Origin of the sequence: Brachyspira suanatina (assembly GCF_001049755.1) — a bacterium.
Taxonomy (GTDB): Bacteria; Spirochaetota; Brachyspiria; order Brachyspirales; family Brachyspiraceae; genus Brachyspira; species Brachyspira suanatina.
Map to the genome: position 1 here is coordinate 1,124,914 of NZ_CVLB01000001.1, position 23,807 is coordinate 1,148,720.

Below are 23,807 nucleotides of genomic sequence, written 5' to 3' on the forward strand. Positions count from 1 at the left end.
AGCCTTTTTATTTTATAAATATTATTTAATATATAATCAATAATACTTATATTGAAATAAATACATCTATATAGTATACTTATTTCAATAATATAAAAGGAAAAACTATGAAGAAAATATTTTTACTCATTACAATAATGTCTTTAATTATAATTCAATGCGGTAATAAAACTGATAATCAAACTAATACAAATACTATTAATACAAATGAAGCAGTACAGTCAAATGAAACTATACCAGCAGCAAAAATATTATCAGATGAAGATGCTGCATTTTTGGATAAGGTAAAGAATAAAATAATTATAAGCGGCATGGCTAAATACACTTTCAAAGATAACGGCGATATAGAATATGTATATGATTCCGGAAGTTATAGAGAAGATAAAAATTATATCTTTGAATCTTCAAAAGACGGAACTAACGCTTATTATTATGAACTTTATAATATACAGGATAAGTATGAAGAAGGACCAAGTAATATAGCTACAAATTATAAAGGCTTTTCTGTAAAAAACAGAATTCTTTATGAAGATAATTATGAAGGATATGAAAGTGATCCTAATGAAACTATAATTACTAAATGGGAAAAAGAAAATTATTATTCTAATTACTATTACAGAGAAGTAAAAGAAAATCCTAACTTTGATAATTTCCCTTATGAGAATAAAGCTGATGTAACTTTTGAATCATATAATGAAAGACAGCAAGGTATATTAATATCAGAATCAGACTATAGACCGGAAGAAGTAGGTAATATTAATACTTATAATTTTAATGGTATATATTCAAATAATGATTCTTTTATAGAATTAAAGAAAAATAATGATGAAACTTTCTATTTATATGCTATTAACATAACTACAGATGAAAATGGACAAACAGTAACTAATATTCAAAGCACAGACACAGATAAAATGATATTAGAAGAAAATCAGTATGTTGAGCCTCATTGTGCTATAGGTTCTCATACTTTAGATTATGAAGAGACTGTAGGAATGGATGGCGGTTATATTATATCTATTCAGCCTATAAATGCTGATACTATTATGGTAACAGAGCCTAATGGAAGTTATGGATTTACTGGTATATACAAAAAAGCTCCTGAAATGGCGGATGCTGTAGATTCTAATGATAAAAGCACTAAAGAAAAAGCATATTATAATGCTTGCAGATGGTATGCTGAAAATTACAGTGAATTAAATGATATTTTTAATAAAATTGTAGATTTTGATTTTGAAGGCGGCGGATATTATGAGATTAATATGGAGAATGTATATCTCTATATAGCTAAATTTAAAAATGCAGGATATTTTTCTGACAATTATATTAAAAATTTAGAAAATAGTTTTGAAGAAATAAAAAAGAATTTGGAAGAAAATAAACAAAACGATGGAACTGTTGATGGTATGGATTATGATTGGTTTTTAGCTACACAAGATATTGATTATTATATTAGTATTATAAATGAAATGAAGCTTAAAGATATAGTAACTTATGGAGATGAAGCAGATTCTTTATGCATAAGTAACGATGAAGGAGAGTTTGTAATTTTAGAGGTTAAAAAATATGGTAATGAATGGTTAATTGAAAGATAAATAAAAACAAATAATATGAATTTTTTAATTAAAAAATAAGGCTTTACTCAATTACTTAATTTGTAATGGTAAAGCCTTATATATTATTTTAATTTTATAAGTTTCAAATCCACTGCTATCATAAATACACAAGGTAAAAATATCAATGTTATTAATGTTGAGAATATAAGTCCGTAAGCTAAACTCATAACTATAGGCACTATCAAATCAGCATCTCCTCCTATACCATAAACGGTAGGCATCAATCCTCCAACTGTAGTTACTGTAGTTAAGAATATAGGTAAAAGTCTTTGAGTAGCGCCTTCAACTATAGAATCAAATGCAAACTTTTTAGGATTATCTAAAGCATCAGGATTTGTTTTACCTGATTCTATGATTTTGTTTATTAAGTCTATCATTATAATACCATCATTAACAAGTACACCGCATAATCCTACTATACCTATAAAACCTATAAATGACATAGGCATTCCATGAACATAAAATGCTATGAATACCCCTGTTAATGTAAATGGTATTAAGAACATTATCATCAAAGGCTGAGCGAATTTTTTAAATTGTAATAATAATATTAAATATATCAAAACTATTGCTATAAATAATGTAACTGTAAGCCCATCTAAAGCACCTACTGTTTGATCAGCCTCTCCTCCAAATCCTATTATAACACCAGGATATCTTTGGCTTATATCTTTGAATTTATTCTGTATGGCAAACATTACCTGTATAGATGTATTTTGTCCCTGAACTAAATCTGCATTGATTGTTATACATCTCTGTCCATTATAATGCCTTATTGCAGATACTCCATTAGTTTCAACTATTTTAGCAACATTTTTCAAATAAAGAAGTCTGTTATAAGTATTAGGTATTACTAAATTATTAAGTACATTAGTGTCATATATATAATCTCTGTTTAACTGAACTCTAAAATCTAATTTATAATCAAGTTCCTGTATTGATGTTGCAACTGTTCCGCTGTATGCAGTTCTAAGTTCATTTGCAACATTAGCAACATTCATACCTAATTGAGCTATTTCATCATAGTCGAATAATACTCTTAATTCATCTTTTCCTATCTTGTCATCATCATAATAATTTATAACCCCGTTTAAACTAAGTAAATATGCTTTTACTTCATCTCTTACTTTTCTAGTTTGATTGATATCATTACCTACGATTTTTATATCAACTGCTTTTCCCGGATCCATTGGAAGTTTAACTGACACCATCAAAGCATCAAGCTCCTGTCTTAAACTTGTTTTTGCTAATTCGGCATTTATATCGTCCATTATATCATAGGCTGTTTTTTTTCTTTCTGTAGAAGGTATAAGATAAACTGTAATGCCGGCAAGATTTGCAGATTCCTCTGAAATATCAACTATATTTTGATTAACCTGTTTTCCAACTACACTATTTACTGCAACTAAGTTTTTAGGATCAACAGATTTGTATATGGCATTTTCTATTTGCTCAACATATTTCATAGTGTTTTTAATAGAGTTTCCTATTCCTGAATCGATATTTATCATTATACTGTCTGAGCTTGTATCATATATAAGTATGAATTTTTTAAGGCTGTCTTTTGCTAGGAAAAATGAAAATATCAAAAGTATTACAAAAAATAAAACAACAAGATATCTGAATTTTAATAATATTTTCAAAGCCTTATTAAAAGGATTCTTCATAGCATTGAATAGTTTTTCTTTATCAAAATCTAATGGATTTTTTATTTTTTTTAGGAAATTAAATTTTGAATTCTTTTTAGTTTTATCCTGCAAATTATTAGGAAGCAGGAATATAGCCTGAAATAAACTGGCAATCAAAGCAACTACAACAACTTTAGGAAAAGGAGCAATCAATTTTCCTACAACATCTTTAGTAAGAAGCATAGGCATAAAAGCAACAACGGTAGTCATAGTAGCAACCATTATAGGGCTTACAACATCTCTTACAGCCTCTACTGTACCGTCAATACCTGTTTTTCCCACCTTTTGAAAGTCATATATATTTTCGCACACTACAATACTATTATCAACAACCATTCCTATAACAGTAATTATTCCGGCAAGAGATATTATATTGAATGTTAAATCAGAGAAATGTATATATGAAAAAGTGATAAATATTACAACTATCATTCCTATGCTTGTAAATAGGGCACTTTTGAAATCTAAGAATATTAAAAGAACCACTAATATTATAATAAAACCAAATATTAAATTGCTTGTTGCAACATTTGTAAGAGCTAATACCATTCTTGAAGTTTCTCCCATAGTTGTAACTTCAATATTTTCAGGTATTAAATTTTGATTATTTTTAAGAAATGCATTTATATTTTCTGTAGTTTTTACTATATCAGCATTTTCTTTTTTTAATATGCTTAATGAATATCCTTCTACGCTGTTTATTCTTACATATATAGACTTTTCAACGAAACCGCTGTCTACCTTTGCCAAATCCTGTATCCTTACTCTCTGACCATTGAAAGTAGAGCGTACAACCACATTAGTAGCCTCTGTAGGATTTTCAAATTGCCCCATTGTAACTATTGTTTTTTCTTCTTCATTTTCTTCTAAATCCATATAAATAGGCTTTTTTAAATCACCGCTTGTAGCTCTTATGTTTCTTGCAGAAAGTGAATTTACTATGTCAGTGAGAGAAATATAATATTCCTGAAGTTTTTTAGGATCAGCTGAAATTTTTATTTCAGGATCTGTTCTTCCCTGCACCCTTATATCAGCAACTCCATCAACATATTTTAATTGTCTTTCTAACTCTTTACTGAAATCGTATAAAACTTTTTCATCTCCATTATATCCTTTTTTGAAATGTACACCTATATTATATATTGGAGTCAATTTTGGGTTTATATCTGTTATCTCTATAGTTTGAACTTCTGAAGCCATATCTGGTACGCTTTGCATTTTTCTAAATATTTCATCTTTAGCTTTGCTTGTATCTATTTCCATATCTAACTGTACAAATATAATAGCAGCATTTTCTGTTATTATAGAAGTAAATTCATCTATTCCTGATATAGTCCTTAATTGGTCTTCTATTTGTATAACAGCATTTTGCTCAACATCTAATGGAGAGGCTCCGGGATAAACAACTTGCAAAATCATTAATTCCAAGTCTGTAGAAGGGAATGATTCTTTATCTATATTATAGTATGAATATAGACCTATCATAATAGAAACGAATATTATGATATTTACCAGCATTCTATTATTAGCAAAAAAGTATATTAAATTTTTCATTATATTATTATTCCAGGTTATATATTATACATTATAGTATAGCAAATTTTATTATGAATTTATATTGTTAATTAAAAAAATTATATATTAAATAATATTCATAATCGGATTATTTTATAAATAGTAGAAAATAGGACTATTTTATAGACATAAATATTATATTGTTGTTTATTGTGAAATTAATTTATGTTTTTTATGAAAATATTTATAATTATAAAATATAAATTGTTTACATTTTATTATATTATAATATAATATACATAAGTCTATTAATATTTTTTATTTATCAAAATCTAGGACATTTTATATGAAAAGCAATTCAAATAAAAATAATGCCAGAGTAAAAAAAACTAAAAAGTTGCTTGAAGACTCTCTTGGTCTTTTATTGGAAGAAAAACCGTTTGAAGATATAAGAGTAATTGATATTTGTGCGAAAGCTAATATGCATAGAAGTACTTTTTATACTTATTATAATGATAAATATGAATTATTAAAATCTAAATTAGATGAATATGAGGCAAAATTTTTAGAAGATTTAAATAGATATAAGATAGAAAATAAATTAAAAGACTCGCATGTTGATATAATGGAAAAAATACTTCAGTATTTTTATCTAAATAGAAAATATTTAAAAATAATATTTCAAAATAATAAAGACGGAAGTGTTACTAGTATTTTGAGAGAATATTTAGCTTCTTATGTGATAGAGGGTATAAAAGATTTTAAGACTATACGCCCAAATAAAGAGAATGTTATAAGGGTTATGGTTAGCTTTTATTCTGGAGCATTCATATCAGTTCTTACAGATTGGATAGTTAATGATTGTTTTATATCTGTAGAAGAATTGGCATCTTATATATCAGATATTATTATGCAGAGAGTTTTTTCTGAATAAATCTAATTTTTATAATTAAATTTTTTATTGTTACTATATTATTCCGATAATAATACAGAAAATTGTATTTTACATTTACACTTTTTATTTGATTTATATATAGAAAAATAGGAGAATATAATTATTATGAAGAAAGTATTTTTGTTTGTATTGCTATTTGTTTTTTCATTTAATTTTTTAAATGCACAAAATATAACAAAAGATAGCGATTACTCTAAAAATTGGTCTAGTTTTATATTTAGAAAGACAATAGATATGAGGGGAGCTTTATATGAAGGAAGACCTGGTGGGGATTTAGAATTAGTTTCAGGTAATAATCCGCTTCATTTAGTTAAAATTTATAAATTCATAGGGGCTAGATCAGATACTCATGCATATTATAATCATCAGGTGCCTATATCTATGTTTTATGATAATGCCCCAGCTTTAGGCCTTAATTTGGTTGAAGGTTATTCTATAGAAGGCGGAAAAATAATGAGATATTCAAAATATATAAAAAGCTATCAAGGCAAATTAGATTCTTGGAAAAAAGCTAACTCTACTTTTACAAATGAAAGATGGGTAGCAAATGCAGATGCTGATTGGAATTCTTATCCTGTACCTCAGCCTGAAGATGTTAACTGGGCTGAAGGTGAATATGCAGGAGAGTTATATTAAAAAATATAATGTCGTATATTTCTATTATATTAGTTATATTATTAGTTTTAACGGTTTTATTTTTTATAACTAATAAAACCGTTATTTCTTATGATAATGCCTGGATTAAATTAGTAAAGACTAGAATTGTAAAGGAAACTGATAGAGATTATCTATTCAAAGAAGATGGCGACCTTATAATAAACAAAAAAAAGAGATTAAGTTTTATTCAGGCAAAACATGAGAATATGGCAGTTTACAGCAATACAGATTATTTAAATAAATTTATGCTAGTTTTTTCTGGGTATCCTTCTATAAAAGTAACATTTATGGAGGGGTATATAGTTGAAAACAATAAATTATACTATACTTATGCCTACAAACCTTCCTATTATACCAAACTCAATAAATGGATGAAATTTAATGGTATTTTTGAAGATAAAGAAAATTGGATTGCCAAAAAAAATGTTAAATGGAGTACTTTTCCTTGTCCTCAGTCATCAGATATAAATTGGGAAAAAAAAGCTATGATAGGAATTTTATCATAAGATTCAATTTTTAAAAAATTATATATTACAATTTTATTAATATATTGTTATATATGTAAGTATATTGAATATTTTTTTTTATTTGTTATACTTAGAAAATCAATTATTAGTCAAGGAGAAATATATGAGTTTAAATATAGAAGATAAAGGAAAAGTTAAAGTTGTAAGTTTAGTTGGTAAATTAGATGTTAATTTATCAGTATCTATTGAAGCTGAATTAGAGCAATTAGTAGAATCAGGTTCTATTAATTTAATATTAGAATTATCAGGTATTGAATATTTAAGTTCAAGCGGTATAAGAGTATTCATTTCTATAATGAGAAAAATTAAAGATAAAAATGGAAGATTAGTATTAGCTTGTGTTCCTGATATAATTAAAAAGATATTAAAAACAGTAGAATTAGAAGATTTATTTGAAGTATATGAAAGCGTAGATGATGCCGTAGCTTCATTTTAATATTTTAGATTGATTTTATTTGTTTTTTTTGTATAATACTTTACATATGGTTTTAGTTTTGTAATAAATTATTATAATTGGAAGAGTATGAGATTAAAGTGTTATATGAAATTTAAAATATTAATTTTATTTTCTTTTATTCTATTTGCTTGTGCATCAAGTCAAAAAAGTTCTGATTATGGATTCAGTAGTAGACCTTTTTTGAGAGAATATAAAAGATATTCTTTAACATATGGAGAAGTAAATCCGGCATTGGATGCTGTAATTGATAGAGAAGGTACTTGGATTTATTATTCAAGGGAAAATGCCGGAAATACTGATATTTTTGCCGTAGATTCGTATACTCTCGAAACTTACAGATTGACTAGAAGTCCTGGGATAGATACATCTGTTTCTATTGATGATAAATCAAGATATATAGTATTTTCTTCAACTAGAGATGATGCTTTCGGAGATATTTATTTATATAAACTATACAATCTTGGAATAAGAACTTCAAAAAATAATTTAGAAAATTTAGAGCAAAGTATTATAAGACTTACAGATTATAAAGGTTATGATACTGATCCTGTTGTCTCTCATAAAGGTAATATCATAGCATTTGTTTCAGATAGGGACGGAGGAGTAAAGAAGCTTTTTGCTGTAAGACCTAATGGTAAAGATGTTCAAAAATTATCTGATATTGAAGCCAGTTCTCCAACATTTTCTTTTGATGATACAAAAATAGCATTTATAACTTCTAAAGCAGGAGAAAGATATTCTCAGTTAGCTATATTAGATTTAATTCCTAATACTAATAATCAAACTAATTTAACCATACTCACAGATACAGAAACATTTAAATTTAACCCTACATTTTATAATGATGATACTATTATTTTCTTTGAGATAGAAAAAGATTCTGACAGAGACGGCAATTTAACCTATTATGATAAAAGACGTTTAATGTCATATTCTTTGGCAACTCATCAATATTATGTTTTATCAGAAGATACACAATTAACTACTTTTGATGTTGCATATCCTTCCGCTTTAGTAGGTGCTTATGTTGTAAGCGAAGATGGCACAAGTGTAGTAACAATGGGGTCTACTAAGGAGTATTTTATAAAAGATGCTAATTCTGCAACTATGTATAATAGTTTTGTGGAGCTTCCATACAATAGAAAAGTTGATGTTATAGATAGATTTGCTGAATATTTTCCTTTTTCTGAAGATCAAAATAACGTTGCTAAAGCATATTTTAATATGATGATATCATCATACACTAATAATAATCTTAAAGAATATAATAATACTAAAAAAGTATTAACATCTGAATATTTAGATACATTCCCAGGATTTTTAACATCAAAAATAGATGAGAATTTTGATACTAATAATAATTGGTTTGATATAGAATCTTATACAAATGAATATTTTTTAACTAATAATGATTTGGAAATGACAAATCTAATAGCTTGGACAGGATATATATCAGCCAATGAAAAATATAAAGCTAATAAAAACAATAAAGATACATTTGCAATACTTAGTGAAATTCTTAACTTGAATATTAATAAAGATTTATATTTGCTTATAGCTAAATTATATGCACATTCAGTTGAAGATAATGGATATAAATACCCTGAAGATGATGATATTTATAATAATCCTTATAAAAGAAAAGATTTATTATTTTCAGATAGATTGGAGATTGCAAAAGATTTCATAAAAGATTCAAAAATTTCTTATGATACTATAATAGAAAATTCACATCCTTATGCTCCTTTAGCTGTGGCTACAAGACTTATATATTTAGACGGGCTTATACTTTCAAGAAATTATGATGATGCTACCAATTTGTTTAAGCCTTATGTTGAATCTAAAAATGATATAATGCTTGCCTTGGGATATTATGCTAATGCTAAGGTTCTTATGGCAGAGAAAGATGACGGTGCTTATGCTTTGTTTAAAGAAGCATTGAGTTCAGGAGGAAAGAATTTTGATTCTACTTATGAAGCTCAATATTGTAAAGATACATTAGCTAATTATTATAAATCTTTAGCAGATAAAGCCTACAATGAAGGTAAATATGCAGCTGCTTATGATAATTATAATGAAACTTTGAAATATAACCCTAATGATACTTCATCATCATCAAGAGTTATAGAGAGCGGTCTTAGAGCTTACAGTACAATAGAGTCTCTTGAAGAAACTATATTTGAGAGAGAGAGAAATATCTTATCAACTAGATATTCTTCTCATGAGGCACATGCTGAACTTGCAAATGCTTATTATTATTTGGCTAATAGATATTATGGTATAGCTGTGTCAAAACAGTATAGTCCTGAACGCTATGTCGTAAGCGATAAAAAAAGAGAAGACGGATTTTATTTGTATTTGAATAAGGCTTTTGATACTATAGTTGAAAAGGCTGCTTCATATATTAATTTTGCCATATTCTTATACCCTGATGAAGAAAATTATTATATAAAAAAAGCTGAGATGTTAACATTTGCTCAGGCTTTAAGAATGCAGGTGCTTCAAGATGAAAAAATATCCAGAAGTGTAATAGAGTTAGTACCAGCTTATAAAGATAATGCTATTACTAATGGTCAATATATGGGATATAATATGCTAGCATTCCAAACACAGAATTTGGATTCAGAAATTATAGATTCATTAATAATGGCTAAAAGTAAGGTAAGAACTAAACCTAATGTTGTATCTATAATGCTTGCCAATTCTTATTTGATAAACGGAAGATATTCAGATGCAGTTAATGAATATAAAGAAGCTGAAAGTTTGCTAAATCAAATAGGAACGGATAAGAGCAAGGCTTGGTATCATTTCTTTTATGGTTATTCTTTATGGATGAACAATGATATAAAAGGAGCTTATAGAGAATATGATAAAGCCCGTGCTTTGTTTGAAAAATTAGGTGATAAAGAAAGTGTATACAAAATAGTTGGATATACTTCTGTTGCTGCTATAGAACAAGAAGATTATGAAAAAGCTATAGAGTATTTATTAGAAAGAGATAAACTTACAAAAGATGATGTTAATAAAAATGAACTTAATCAGCTTTTACTTGCTGCATGTTATTTAAAATTAGAAGATTATAATAATGCTTTGGCTTATTGTGATAGCGTAAAGGCTCAAATAGATAGTTTGGATTCTTCTGTTTATACTCCTAATTATGTTAGTATTACTTTATATGGTGCCAATATTAATGTAGTGAATTTAGGTCTTGCTTCATTTGGAGGATATATACCTGGAGAGCCTTTAAACGTAGATAAACAGCAGATGTTATATTCTATATATCAAGAATTGTATGAGAAAATGGGAAGATATTCCGAAGCTAGAGAGGCTTTATCTTCATACCGTAATTATATTATTCAGGATAAGCCTAAAAAATCTATTCAGCCTTTAATGCTTGCCACATACTACAACAATGAAGGGTATCTTTATTACAGACAGGGTGATCAGTCAAATTCTATAATGTCTTTTAAAACATCTATAGAAGAATATCAGAAAACTTTAGATAAAAAAACTTTGGAAAATAATCCTAATCTGCAGTATCAGAATGCTGAAAATGATGCTAAAAACTATTTAAGTTTATCATCTTTATATTTAAGATATTTATCAGAAAATGATTTAACTTCTATTAAAAGAGAATTCTTTATAGAATTATTTAATACTACTAAAACACTTCAGATATTATCTACAAATAATGTTGTAAGTACAAAGGATAGATTATTATTATATTCTCATATAGCAGCTTTCAATTATATAATGGCATTCAAACTTACAGCTGATAATAGTGTTAATTATAGAAAAAAACAATCAGATGATCCTACAGATATGAGAGATCATGATGTTAATGTACAAAGATTATCTATGCTTAAAGATGCTATAGATAGATATAAATATATTTTATCATCTAATTCTAATTTCCCAGTAGATTTAAAAACAGAAATTATTATAAGATATAATTTAGCTAAAGCTTATGAATTAGCCGGATATATAGAAGAAGCGGCAAGAGAATATATGTCAGCATTCTCAAAAGCACAGACCTCTGCATTTGCTGTTGAAGAAATAGCAATACTTACTACCTTGATTGATTTCAGCTCTAAATATAGAAATAGATATCCTGATAGTTTGGATTATCCTGTGCAGTATGTATTTAGAATATTAAAAAGATTAAGAGAAAGTGTATTTATGATAACATTTGTAGAAGATAATAACTTTATATTAAGACAGGCTAAATATAAAGTTATAGAGTTTTTACAAGACAGTTATCCTGATGCTAGTATCAATATACTTGCTATGTTTGATGCTATTGATATGCGAAGAAAATTCTTAGATAGAAGACTTTATACTTTGGGTGAGAATAATTATTATCTTAGAGAATATTATAAACTTTATGAAAAAGCTTTATACTCATATCAAATGTATTTAAATGCTGTAGCTACTCCTTATGACAGTAAGATGGAAGCTGCTATGCTTAAGGAAATATCTAAATATGAAAAAGAAGCAATAGAAAAATTCTCTAATACTCCTATAGAGCCTATAGTTATATGCGATGTTAAACCTGAAGATATTGATAAATCTATGCGTAAAGATGAAACTCTTATTTGGGATACTTATTTAGGATATAGATTCGTTAGAGAAAATGGAAAAACTAAATTCTATATGCAGACTAATGCTATGCCTAAAACTAAAAACTATGTTACTCATATAGGATTTAGACCTATTGTTATAAGCAATAAAAATATTTTTGTAAGAGAATTGTATGATTCAACAGAATATATGCTTCCGGCAAAAACTGCTTATATAGATGGCAAATTGATAGCATTCTTTAGAACTACTAGAAATGCTCAGAAAGAAATAAATAATAGTATGACTATGGCAAGTAATACCAATGCCACTAATAGTGTTTATAGTTATAATAATTTGACAAATGAAAGCGAATTAAATAATAATAATAATAATTTATATATGAATGTTTCTTATAATCCTGAAGAAACTAATACTATGTCTTCAAATGATATGTCTGCAAATATGACTTCTACAAATACAGTTTCTACAAACAGGAGAAGAAGAGGCAATTTCAGATTTATAGAGTTAAAAGATATTATTACTAATTCTTATGTTCCATTGGTTACTGATATAACAGGTGCTAGTGCTTCCGATATATCTAATATAATGAAAAAGAATTTGTATATAGTTTATTGTGATAATGAAACATTTACAAACAATAGAAGAGTGATAAGAAATATAAATAATATAGCTTTAGTTGTAGGAAAAGACGGAAAAGATTCTAGAATAATGTTCTACACTAATTATTTCAGAAAACTGTCATCTAATTCTTTGGAAGTTAGTATGAAAGGCTATGATAATAATATGTTTACTGTATATGGAAAACCTGACTACAGTGTATCTTCATTGTCAAATGCAGCTTATGAGTTTAAAACTAGACTTTATAGTTCTTATTCTTCAAGTGCTTCTCCAAGCATAACAATGATGTCGAATGTTATTGCTTATTCTCAGAGCGATAATGAAAAAATGCTTAATTATGCTAGAATTGTTGAGGACAGATATGAGGTTAGAGATACAAATACAGCTTATTTATTCTCAGAAGAAGGTTATAAATTCTTTTCAAGTTCATATACTAATATAAGTGATTCTAATGCTTATAGATTTATAAAAGCAATGCTTCCTGTTTATAGAAGAATGGGAGAAGAAGGGGCAGTTAAAGGTGCTAACAGAGCATTGCATTTTATGTATTTGTATACTAATAATAATTATGATTTAATAGATGAATACTTTACACCTAGAACTTTATCAAGATTCTTAAAAGCTAAAAATGATCCTAAAGAGTCTGTAAGATATTTGAATTATATTGCAAATAGGGTAGACGGAGAAAATAAAGATAAAATTTTAGAAGTTGCTGTTCTTTATGATTTAATATACGCTAAGACTCCTATTGATACAGTAACTAATTTCCTGAATAGAATGCAAAATACAAATGAGATATTAACTGTTGCGAATACTATAATGAATACAGATGCAACTAATGAAAATGATATATTTACAACTATGAATTATATTTATGGAAATCAATATATATTTGAAGCTGAAACAGTAGCCTCTTTTGCTAATAGATTCTATTCATTATATAAAACTAATTCAGCTTATATATACGGATTATTAAATAAAATAAGAGTTCCTGAAAGTAATTTTGATAATAATATAAAAGATGCTTATGAAATATTCTCTAATGAAAATACTAATACTATGTTTATATTCTATGCTTATGAGGATAATAAATATGCAGCTTATAGTTATGTTATAGGCGACAGTGAAGTAAAAAAAGCTGTTTTGATAGACAGAGATAAACTTAATACATATTTAAATAGCTTTACAAATGTAGCAAAACCAAGGGATAGAAGAAATTCATTAAAATCTATTCAAAGTGCTATGCTTTCATCTGATATAATTAAAGATGCTGAAAGAGTGAAGACTATATATATAACAGGTTCGGCTGCTAATTTATTTACTGTTCCTTTTGCATATTTGGAGGCATTCCAGAATAATGATGTTATAAAAATAAGAGAGTTCCAGTATTCTCCTTCATCTATCTTGGATGTTGGTAAGCCTTCTATAAAACTTAATACTGAAACTAACTTCTATACTTCATTAGAAAGTTTAGCTGTAAAATCATTCGATAATGCTAATGGAAAAATACCTTTAATGCATTATATAGGAATAGATACAAACAGAGATAAGCCTTATGATGATATGGATATTTTCTTATCTCCAGCTAGAAATAATGATATCAACAGATATTTAAAAGCTAGAAATGATACTAAACTTTTATTTACATATACAACTAATGCTTCAGGTGATTATTATACTGTGATGAAGTATTTATATAATAATTTTGATAAAGGTATAATTGATTCATACAGATATATAAAGACATATAGAGTTCCTATTAATGCTATAAATCCAAATGACAGAGATACTTTATATATGGCTAATTATGCTTTATTTGATTATATACTTCCAGGTATACCTAGAAATTATGTTGATAAATAAATTTTACTTTATTTGTGATATTTATCTTTTTTAGTAAAAAATATTTACTTTTTCTTGACATTTTATTTACAATGTATTATAATATAATTATAAATAATTAATAAAGGAGTGTTTATGAAAAAGATACTTATCGCAATTATTAGTATTTTTATAATTCAATTCAGCACTGTTTTTGCAGATTTTAATGGCGGTATAGGAATATACATACCATTAGGCGCATCTATTTCTCAAAGTTATCAGGATCATAAATTAGGAGTTAATACAAGTGATGGTAAATTGACTACTGATGCTGGTTTTGAGTGGGGTATAGGAATAACTCCTGGTATATACAACGGTTTTGATAATTATATGGGATTTTCTATAGCATTGGATTTGGCTTATCATAGAGATGTTTATGCCTTTAATGAAAGCAAGCAAGCTGGTGCTGCAGGTCAATATCAAAATGTAAAAACAACTTATTATTTCGATACACTAAGTATAGGTATACTTCCTAAATTTAATATATATAACTTTTTTATTGGATTAGGTGGAGGAGTTAAAATTCCATTAGCAGGCGGTGAAACTACACAGAATTATAATACAACATATGGTCAATTTGAGAATGTTAATAATTATTATACTTTAAATGATATAAAAAACAAATATCAAATGTCAGTGATTCCTTATCTTAAATTTACATTGGATTACTTATTCTTCTTTAGTGATGAAACAGCTTTAGGATTAGGTCTTTATGTTGGATATGATTTCGGACCTGGAAGAGTAAATGATACAAGATTCAATAAAAATGATTATGGTGCTGTTGATATAGGCGGACAATTCAGCTTCTACTTTGTAGACAATTAATATATTCCAAATAGTATTTTTAAGCAGGGTATTCATTATCCTGCTTTTTTATTTAACTAATATATTTACAAATAAAATTTTTTATTGTATTCCAATATAAATCTTCATTACTAAAAACAGCAGATATATGATGACCATCTTTTATAATGAGTTTTTCTTTTTCAGATGAACAAGCATCATAAAGTTTATTAACCATATTATAATCTACAAGCTCATCTTTATCACCATGTATAAAAAGAATCGGTATTTTTGACATTGCCACTCTTTTTTTAACGTCAATATCTTCAAATGAAAATCCTAATCTTATTTTTGCCATTAATGATGTTGCTTCAACTATTGGAAGAAAAGAAAATTTATATGCCATATCTAATCTTCTTTTTAATTGTTCATAAGCATTTGTAAAACCTGCATCTTCTATTATTACTTTTACATTATTTGTGTTATCTTCATTACAGCACATCATAACAGAATTTGCTCCCATAGAAATTCCATAAAGAATTATTTGGCTATTATCATAATTATCATTTATATATTTTATCCAAGCAAGTACATCTAATCTTTCTAAATATCCTAAAGAATATATTTTTCCTTCGCTTTCCCCATGAGTTCTTAAATCTATTGCTAATATATTAAATTCCATATTGTAAAATTTTTCTATAAAATATTTCATATAAGATCCTCTGCCTTCATATGGGTGAACTATTATAACATATATATTGCTGTTATTATTTATTAGATGAGCATGCAATTTTAAATTATCACTTGAAATAGTGTAGACATCTTTTTGAGAGCTTTCAAACCATATTCTTCTTTGTTCTTTTATACGTTTTTTTTCTTCGCTTTCTTCCTTACTGCTTTCTTTTCTTTCAAATAGTTTTTTATTTGTTTTTATTAGAAGTTTATTAACGAAGTGATTAGCTATTATTATCAATGATAGTACAATTACAGCTATTATAGCAAATATTATATAAATAATCATTATTAACCTTTAGAATTTATTTGCAATTATTATATAATATTTTTTGTTAATTTAAAATACTTAATAAATTATTTGTTTTTATAAAAAAATTACTGATATTTTTATAGAATATTATAATATAATTTATATTAAATAGATTGATAAAATCATAATATTGATAATAGCTACAATTAAAGGTATTTTGATAAGTATATAATTGAAAATAAGGTTGTATATGACAAATAAAGTTTTACAATTTATAAATGGAAAAGAATTTTGGGAGTCTAAATATCCAAATGTATCTTGTTATTTAAAAACTTTAATTTTAGATAATGACTCATTTTCAAAAAAAGAAAAGAAAGAGTTATTCAATTATTTTTTTGATTTAAGAAAAAAATTAGAATTACCGTATTTTACAACATACTATTATGGAAAAACTGATACTATTACAGAAGCCAACTTTTTTAATGATATAATAGATATAATTGTAAATAGTTTAGAATCAGAAATTAAAAATATTTTAGATAAAAAGAATATAGATTCTCAGGACATTTTTAATTTATTTGATTATATAGTATGTGTTAATAACCATATTGATAAAAACAAAATTATAGAATATGTAAATAATTCATTATTGGCAATATTAAATATATTGGAAGCTAATCATACTAAAGATGATGAAGAGAAAATAAAATCATCTATAGCTATGCTTAATGATATAGACATAAACATATACGATATAGAAGATCATTTATATAAAATAATCTCTTTTATATATCAAACAAAAAACATCAGTAATAAATTAGTATTAGAATTATCCGAACAAATAGGATTTATTTTAAAAAAAGAAGAAAATATTGATAATGTAAATAAAGATATTATATTATTTGTATTATACAATTTTAATAGAAATATTAATGATTATAATTTTTATTCTTTTATTTACACAAAACTAATATTAAATATTTTAGATAAAATAAACGACGTGGATTTTGAAATAGAAATATTTGATTATACTTTTCCAAATTTCTTAAAAGATGTCTTATCAAATAGTTCAGACTATTTATTCAATTTATACTTATAAAAAAATTACATCAAAAAGGCTGTACTGAAAAATTAGATATAAATCAAAAAGATTTTCTATTTAAATATATTGCTTTTCATTTCACAGATACTAATTTTAAAGTAAAAATAAAAGATGAAGAAATAGATTTATATGAATTAAAAGATACCATTTTTAATTATATTATTGACATATTTGAAATTTCTGAAAGAGAAGATAATTTTTTATATTGGCAAATAATTGTAAATTATATAGATTCTCAGGAAAAATATGATAAGTGCTCAAAAAAAGTAAAAAAATATAGAATTAGCCTAATATTTTCTATAAATGATCCAATTTATAATATAAAAGAAGATGATAAAGAAATTAATAATATTTTAAAAGCAAAACAAGAAGACATAGAAAAATCACAAAAGTTAAGGTATAAAATAGAAAAATATAAAGAAGATAAAGAAAATGAAAAAATAAATTGTATAAAAAAATTTTTTGATTTTGAAGCTATTAAAGAAGATATGGGTTTTATATTAAAAGAATTTGATAATAATATTATTATTAAAACAGATTTTTATAAATTAAATAGTAAATATGAATATTTATCATTTGATAATAAAAATAAGATTATAGACGATAGTTTCACTATACCTATTTTTAATCCATTCTGTATATTTTATATATATGAAAGTTTTGATTTTGATTTTCATTATAAAGAAGAAGTTGATCTTAATATTGTTTATAAACATTTGATAGATAATTGGAGTAATTTTTATATATTGCATTTATATAATTATTTAATAGCAATAAGCAAATATGATTATAATTTTTCTAATGAAGAAAAAGAAATAATAAGAAATTATTTTAAGAATATTAATATACAATTTCCTAAATATATACTTTTACATTTAGAAAAAGTATTTGGATTTAACATTGATTTAAAAAGATTTATTGATGATAAATCTATTATAGAATTATTAAGTTATCCTTATGATTTTTTAAAAGATTTTCCTAGTCAAATTTTTGTATCAGATCGTATTGCAATAAAATTGCCAGTTGGAAGACTTATTAATACAGATTTAGAATTTGAAACTTTGGATTTCAATCCAATAATAAAAAAACTAAATATAGATAAATATTATATATTAGATTTATTCATAAAACATATTGATATAGAAAATGCTATTAATTTTCCATCATATAAATATTATTTTCTTCTATCTACTGTTAATTTATATAATTCTATAGATAATAAAATTAAGTATACAGACAAAATAAAAGAAATAATTTTAGAATATTTTAAAGTTACATTAGAGAAAGCAAATAATAGTGTAACTCATATATCAACTTTATTAATAGATAGTGTTATAAAATTAGATTTAATGAAAGATTTATTAAAATTAATATTAAATTCTAATCTTATAGGATTAGTGCATTATAATATAGTTTCAAAATGGCAAGATGATATTATATTTAATGATTTATATAATAAAGAATTATTAGATTATATATATAAAATTAGAGAAAAGATAATAAAAAAAGAAATAAGATTAGTAAAATCTAGTATTAAAGAAAATGATAAATTAGCACAAGATTTTAGTAAATTAAAAGTAATGATTGATAATGCTATAAATATAGAAGATTTCGATCATAAATTAATGGAGTTGTCTAATATTACTAATGATATTAATAAAAAATTAGAAAAATATACATATAATAAAGAATTACTTTATTATATGTATGATAATATAGTATCATCATTATTCTTTATAGATATGAATAGTGATATTTTCAAATATTTTTGTGAATCAAAAATAAAAGATTATGATATGCAAAGAGAATCTATAAAAATTTTTGATTTTATATTCAATAATATAGAAAACTATAAAAATGCATTTATTGATATTACGAATATAATAAGACAAATATATGATAGGCTTGAAAATAAAATAAATTATCCAATTGAAACTGTATATACTCGTATATTTGAATTGAGATATGTTATTGAACATATAATAGATAAAATAATGAAAACTGACTATTATTTTGATGAAAAAGTATATGATAATTTATTAGAAATTACAAAATTGGAACCTAAAAAATCAGAAGAAAAAATATTTTTAAATAGTTTAGAAAAAAGATTAAAATATAAAAAGAAATTACAAGTCCAACCTATAAAAATATATAAAAATCAATCTCCATTAGAATATGTCATAGAGAATGAGCAAGGGGATAAAATATCATATGATAATTTAGAAAAACTTATTCAAGATTTAAATAATAGATTTAATAAAACGTCTAAAATATCAAGAATACTTGAATTTGAACATTTAGTAAAAGATATTGAAAATAGATGTATCACAATGTCGCATCCTTATTTGTTTGAAGATGAAAATGAAAATCAATATGATATAAATAATAAACTTTATATTTCTTGTTTTAGTTATAGTACAGGGGATTAAAATGCTTATGCATGGTGGAAGATTTATGGCAGTAAAACAAAATTTAGAATGACTATAGATATTAAAGATTTTATAAAAAGTATTATCTCTATATTATGTAATTATAGTGTAGAAATATATTTAGGTTCTTTACACTATATGGATGAAAAAAAATAAAAAGTAAAAATGAAAATGTGTGGGATTTTTTTGATAAAAGGAATGATTTTAAATTTGAAAATGAATTAAGATTAATGATAGAAATTAATAGCGAAATACAAAATACAGATTCTAAGTCAATAAAAATTGAGAATATAAAAGGGATTCCTATTTTATGTAGTTTTCCAATAAAAGAATTGGATATGTATAAAAATATGTTTACGGATGAAAAAGATATAATTTTTCACCCTTATGACAAAACTTTATTATATAAAGATAAAAAAGCTATGTTAAGTATATTAGAAGAATTAAAGAGTAAAATATAATTAAAAATTATATTTAATTACCCTAAAGCCACATCTAAAACCATCATTATAGCGAATCCGAATATAAAGCCGAATACACCAAAATGATTATGTTCTTCAGCAACAGCTTCAGGCACAAGTTCTTCTATAACAACATACATCATAGCACCGGCAGAAAAAGCCAAAGCTATTGGAAGTATGATTGTGAGCTTTGTGACAGCCAAAGCACCTATAACGGCAGCAATAGGCTCTACTATTCCTGATATTGCACCAAGTGAAAAAGATTTTAATTTTGACACTCCTGTTGTTTTAAGAGGAAGAGAAACCGCAGCACCTTCAGGGAAATTCTGCAAACCTATACCAAGTGCTAAAGCTAATGCAGCATTGAATGTTACTCCGCTGTCTCCAACAGAAAAAGCTCCGAATGTTACGCCTACTGCTAAACCTTCAGGTATATTATGTAAAGTTATAGCTAAAAATAATAGTATGCTTTTTGATAATTGAACTTTAGTACCTTCTGTTTCTTCATGACCATTTACTATATGCATATGAGGCATTACTTTATCCAATACCCATATAAAAAATGCCCCTAATAAAAATCCTGCTACTGGTATTAACCAATTAGGAAGATTAGTATTTTCTGATAATTCTATTGAAGGTGCAAGCAATGACCAGAAACTAGCTGCAGTCATAACTCCTGCTGCAAATCCGTACATAGTTGCTAGTAGTTTAGGTTTTATTTCTGACATAAAGAAAAATACAAGTGCTGAGCCTAATGCTGTAAATGCAAAAGTGATACCGCCTCCAAATAATGCCAACGATACAGGTGAATAATTTTCTATCATTTTTATACCTTTTGTTTTTATTTTTTATAGATTGATTATATATATTATGAAAATTAATTTCAATACTTATTGATAATAATTACTAATAATATTATTTATTTTTTTATTATAATGTAGATTAATTTTTCATTTTGATTTATTATATTTATATTGCAACAGTTTTTTAATTATAAAATTATATTTTAATTATTAGGAGAATTATTATGAGTAATTATAATGAAGATAAATATTTTGATAAAGATTGTATATTTTGTAAAATTATAAAAGGAGAAATTCCTTCACAGTTTATAAAAGAAAATGAATACTGTGTGGTATTTAAAGATTTAAATCCTAAAGCAAAAGTACATTTACTTGTTGTTCCAAAGCCTCATGTTAAAAATATATTGGAAACAGACGAGTTTATAATGAATAAGGTTCTTGAAACTATAAAAGAAGTTGCCAAAGAACAAGGTTTAGAATCTTTTAGAATAATGAATAATTGCGGCGCTGGAGCGGGTCAGACAGTATTCCATGTTCATTTCCATATACTTTCAGGCGATAATTTAGAAGAATAATAAAAATAGATTATAATTGGAGTTAACATAATGATAGACAGTCATTGCCATCTTACATATATATCTAAAAAAAGCAAAGATTTAGAGGAAGTTTTAGAGCGTGCTAATAAGGCAGGAATATTTTATTTTGTAGATATAGGAGTTCATCCAGATGATATAGACGAACGTATGTTTATATTATCCGATGCTGAAGGTGTATTCTTTAGTATGGGGTATTATCCTGATTATGCAAATGAGAATGATGAAGACACTTTACAAGCTTTTGAATTAAAAATAAAGAATTTAAATAAAAAAACATTAGAGAAAAGAAATAAATCAATATATGCTGTAGGGGAAATAGGACTTGATTATTATCATAATGAAGATAATAAAAATGAACAAAAAGCATTTTTTAGAGCTTTATGCGAGGCAGCAAAAAATGTTGATTTACCTATATTGATTCATAGCAGAGATGCTTTCAAAGATACTTTTAAAGTTCTTAGAGATGCCGATTTGCCAAAAAGAGGAATATTTCATTGTTTCAGCGGAAATGTAGAAGATGCAAAAAATGCTTTGGATTTGGGATATATATTATCTTTTTCAGGATCTTCCACATATATGAAAAATGATTTTATAAGAGATGCTGTAAAATATGTACCTAAAGATATGTTCACAATAGAAACTGATGCTCCTTATCTTACTCCTCAAAAGGTTAGAGGCAGAGCAAATGAACCATCTTTTATTCCTTATACAGTAGAAGTACTTGCAGAGGTTAGGGGAGAAAGCAGTGATGATATTATGAGAACTGCTTTAGAGAATGCTGTAAGAGTTTTGGAATTGCCTGTTGATTTGAATAGAATATGATTAATATAAAAAGCTCTGGGTAATATAGAAATTATTACCAAGAGCTTATTTTTAATTAATATTTTTTTAATTAATAGATTTAACAACTTCTTTTAATTTGTTTAAATCATCAGCATTAGGGTGTCCCATAGCATTATCATAATTTGCTAATTTAGCTTGAACAACTTTTTTCTCGTCTTCGCTTGCAGCTTTTTCAAGCATGTTTTCTAAATTTTTCTTCTGTCCGTCTATCCATTGACCCTGACAAGCATAAGTACCGATTAAATTATTTGAAGCATCCAAGAAAGTTTTAGCAGGATTAAGCATTTTATCATAATAAGCCTGATTATCACCATAACCAACAGTCATAAATAAGAATACTTTTTTATTTTTTAATGTCTGCATAAATTTTCCAGCAGCTTCATCGCAAGTGCCTTTATAGCTTCCAGCCCCAACGAATACTACATCTGAATCATTAACTTTAGCATTATCTGCTGCATCTGGCTTTACGCATTGAAGACATTCTCCATTAGCAGCTTCTTTTATAGCCAAAGCCAATTTTTCAGTATTTCCGCTTTTACTTGTATAAACGATAGAATATTTCATTTTTTAACTCCTTTTGTTAGATTATTCTAATTTATTATAACACTTTTTAAAAGTTTAGCAATATACTATATGGTAGTATTTGGTTTATTTTTTATTATGATTATTTTTAATACTTGCTATTGTATGTAAAATATGTTATAATATGGAAATTATAAAGTGAAATTTATTATATTATTTAATAGAGTAAATAAGGAGAAGGCAAATGGAAGTTATCTTAAAAAGAGATTTTATATCATTAGGTTATGAAGGTGATATATGTAAAGTAAAAGACGGCTATGCAAGAAATTACCTTATTCCAAGAAATATAGCAGTAGTAAAAAATGCTGCTAATTTAAGAACTTTAGCTCAAATGCAAAAAAGCTTAGAAAAGAAAAGAGCTAAAAGAAAAATGGAAGCAGAAATATTAAAAGGTAAAATTGTAGACATTACTGTTGTTATACCTATGAAAGTTGCTGAAAACGGCAAATTATATGGTTCAGTTAGCCAACAGACTATAGTTGATGCTTTAAAAGAAAAAGAAATTGATATAAACAAGCGCGATGTTCATATGGAAAAACATATAAAAGAACTAGGCGATTTTGAAGTTGAAATCAAATTATACCATAGCGTTAATGCTAATATCAAAATTAAAGTTGTAAATGTAGATGAAAATCCAGCTGCAGAAGAAGTTAAAGAAGAAAATAATGCAGCAGTTGAAACAGCATCTGCAGAAGCTTAAGTAAAAAGCTAATATCCAATTAATAGGC

The 23,807-nt window shown here is 25.7% G+C and carries 17 protein-coding genes; 13 read left to right on the top strand and 4 right to left on the bottom strand.

Translation table 11 applies throughout. The features are described from left to right. Positions 1–107: 107 nt before the first annotated feature. Positions 108–1,595 (top strand): hypothetical protein, encoded by a 1,488-nt coding sequence (locus BRSU_RS04980; RefSeq protein WP_048594188.1) that lies wholly within the window; start codon positions 108–110, stop codon positions 1,593–1,595. Positions 1,596–1,678: 83 nt separating this feature from the next. Here the strand turns inward: BRSU_RS04980 and BRSU_RS04985 are convergent, their stop codons facing one another. Continuing rightward, on the bottom strand, positions 1,679–4,858 hold the full coding sequence (locus tag BRSU_RS04985) for an efflux RND transporter permease subunit (protein ID WP_048594189.1): 3,180 nt from the start codon (positions 4,856–4,858) through the stop codon (positions 1,679–1,681). 307 nt (positions 4,859–5,165) lie between these two features. On the opposite strand from BRSU_RS04985, the gene BRSU_RS04990 reads away from it, so the two are divergent. The 6 genes from BRSU_RS04990 (at position 5,166) to BRSU_RS05015 (ending at position 15,320) form a co-directional block, all read left to right on the top strand. Then, positions 5,166–5,753 (top strand): TetR/AcrR family transcriptional regulator C-terminal domain-containing protein, encoded by a 588-nt coding sequence (locus BRSU_RS04990; RefSeq protein WP_048594190.1) that lies wholly within the window; start codon positions 5,166–5,168, stop codon positions 5,751–5,753. Between the two features lie 126 nt (positions 5,754–5,879). Beyond that, a complete protein-coding gene (locus tag BRSU_RS04995) occupies positions 5,880–6,410 on the top strand; it encodes a hypothetical protein (RefSeq protein ID WP_048594191.1) in 531 nt (176 codons plus the stop codon). A gap of 8 nt (positions 6,411–6,418) precedes the next feature. Further along, complete coding sequence (locus tag BRSU_RS05000) at positions 6,419–6,937, top strand: hypothetical protein (RefSeq protein ID WP_048594192.1); 519 nt, start codon at positions 6,419–6,421, stop codon at positions 6,935–6,937. Between the two features lie 124 nt (positions 6,938–7,061). Further along, positions 7,062–7,394, top strand: coding sequence for an STAS domain-containing protein (locus tag BRSU_RS05005; RefSeq protein ID WP_012670189.1), 333 nt, complete (start codon positions 7,062–7,064; stop codon positions 7,392–7,394). A 105-nt stretch (positions 7,395–7,499) separates the two neighbouring features. Next, positions 7,500–14,477, top strand: coding sequence for a PD40 domain-containing protein (locus BRSU_RS05010; protein ID WP_048595139.1), 6,978 nt, complete (start codon positions 7,500–7,502; stop codon positions 14,475–14,477). Positions 14,478–14,591: 114 nt separating this feature from the next. After that, complete coding sequence (locus BRSU_RS05015) at positions 14,592–15,320, top strand: hypothetical protein (RefSeq protein ID WP_048594193.1); 729 nt, start codon at positions 14,592–14,594, stop codon at positions 15,318–15,320. 52 nt (positions 15,321–15,372) lie between these two features. Here the strand turns inward: BRSU_RS05015 and BRSU_RS05020 are convergent, their stop codons facing one another. Beyond that, positions 15,373–16,299, bottom strand: a complete 927-nt coding sequence (locus BRSU_RS05020) for an alpha/beta hydrolase (RefSeq protein ID WP_048594194.1) — start codon at positions 16,297–16,299, stop codon at positions 15,373–15,375. Positions 16,300–16,513: 214 nt separating this feature from the next. Here BRSU_RS05020 and BRSU_RS05025 point away from each other — a divergent pair, with 214 nt between their 5' ends. From BRSU_RS05025 to BRSU_RS14800, 3 genes are all read left to right on the top strand, one after another. Continuing rightward, positions 16,514–17,362 (top strand): hypothetical protein, encoded by an 849-nt coding sequence (locus BRSU_RS05025; RefSeq protein ID WP_048594195.1) that lies wholly within the window; start codon positions 16,514–16,516, stop codon positions 17,360–17,362. A 491-nt stretch (positions 17,363–17,853) separates the two neighbouring features. Continuing rightward, on the top strand, positions 17,854–19,794 hold the full coding sequence (locus BRSU_RS05030) for a hypothetical protein (protein ID WP_245158053.1): 1,941 nt from the start codon (positions 17,854–17,856) through the stop codon (positions 19,792–19,794). 173 nt (positions 19,795–19,967) lie between these two features. Beyond that, positions 19,968–20,255 carry a hypothetical protein gene (locus BRSU_RS14800; protein ID WP_245158054.1) on the top strand — a complete coding sequence of 96 codons (288 nt, stop codon included), beginning with the start codon at positions 19,968–19,970 and terminating at the stop codon, positions 20,253–20,255. A gap of 17 nt (positions 20,256–20,272) precedes the next feature. Here BRSU_RS14800 and BRSU_RS05035 read toward each other — a convergent pair whose 3' ends face one another. Further along, the gene (locus BRSU_RS05035; protein WP_014487603.1) at positions 20,273–21,079 is read right to left on the bottom strand and encodes a ZIP family metal transporter; all 807 of its coding nucleotides are present in this window, start codon (positions 21,077–21,079) and stop codon (positions 20,273–20,275) included. A gap of 203 nt (positions 21,080–21,282) precedes the next feature. Between BRSU_RS05035 and BRSU_RS05040 the strand changes: the two genes are divergently transcribed. Together BRSU_RS05040 and BRSU_RS05045 are read left to right on the top strand one after the other, a co-directional pair. Further along, positions 21,283–21,633, top strand: a complete 351-nt coding sequence (locus tag BRSU_RS05040) for a histidine triad nucleotide-binding protein (protein WP_014487604.1) — start codon at positions 21,283–21,285, stop codon at positions 21,631–21,633. Positions 21,634–21,663: 30 nt separating this feature from the next. Further along, entirely contained in the window at positions 21,664–22,476 is an 813-nt protein-coding gene (locus BRSU_RS05045; RefSeq protein ID WP_048594196.1) for a TatD family hydrolase, read from the top strand. Positions 22,477–22,542: 66 nt separating this feature from the next. On the opposite strand, the gene BRSU_RS05050 is transcribed toward BRSU_RS05045, so the two are convergent. Continuing rightward, positions 22,543–23,061, bottom strand: a complete 519-nt coding sequence (locus BRSU_RS05050; RefSeq protein WP_048594197.1) for a flavodoxin family protein — start codon at positions 23,059–23,061, stop codon at positions 22,543–22,545. Between the two features lie 202 nt (positions 23,062–23,263). Between BRSU_RS05050 and rplI the strand changes: the two genes are divergently transcribed. Continuing rightward, entirely contained in the window at positions 23,264–23,779 is a 516-nt protein-coding gene (gene rplI, locus BRSU_RS05055; protein ID WP_048594198.1) for a 50S ribosomal protein L9, read from the top strand. The last annotated feature ends 28 nt before the right edge of the window (positions 23,780–23,807 follow it).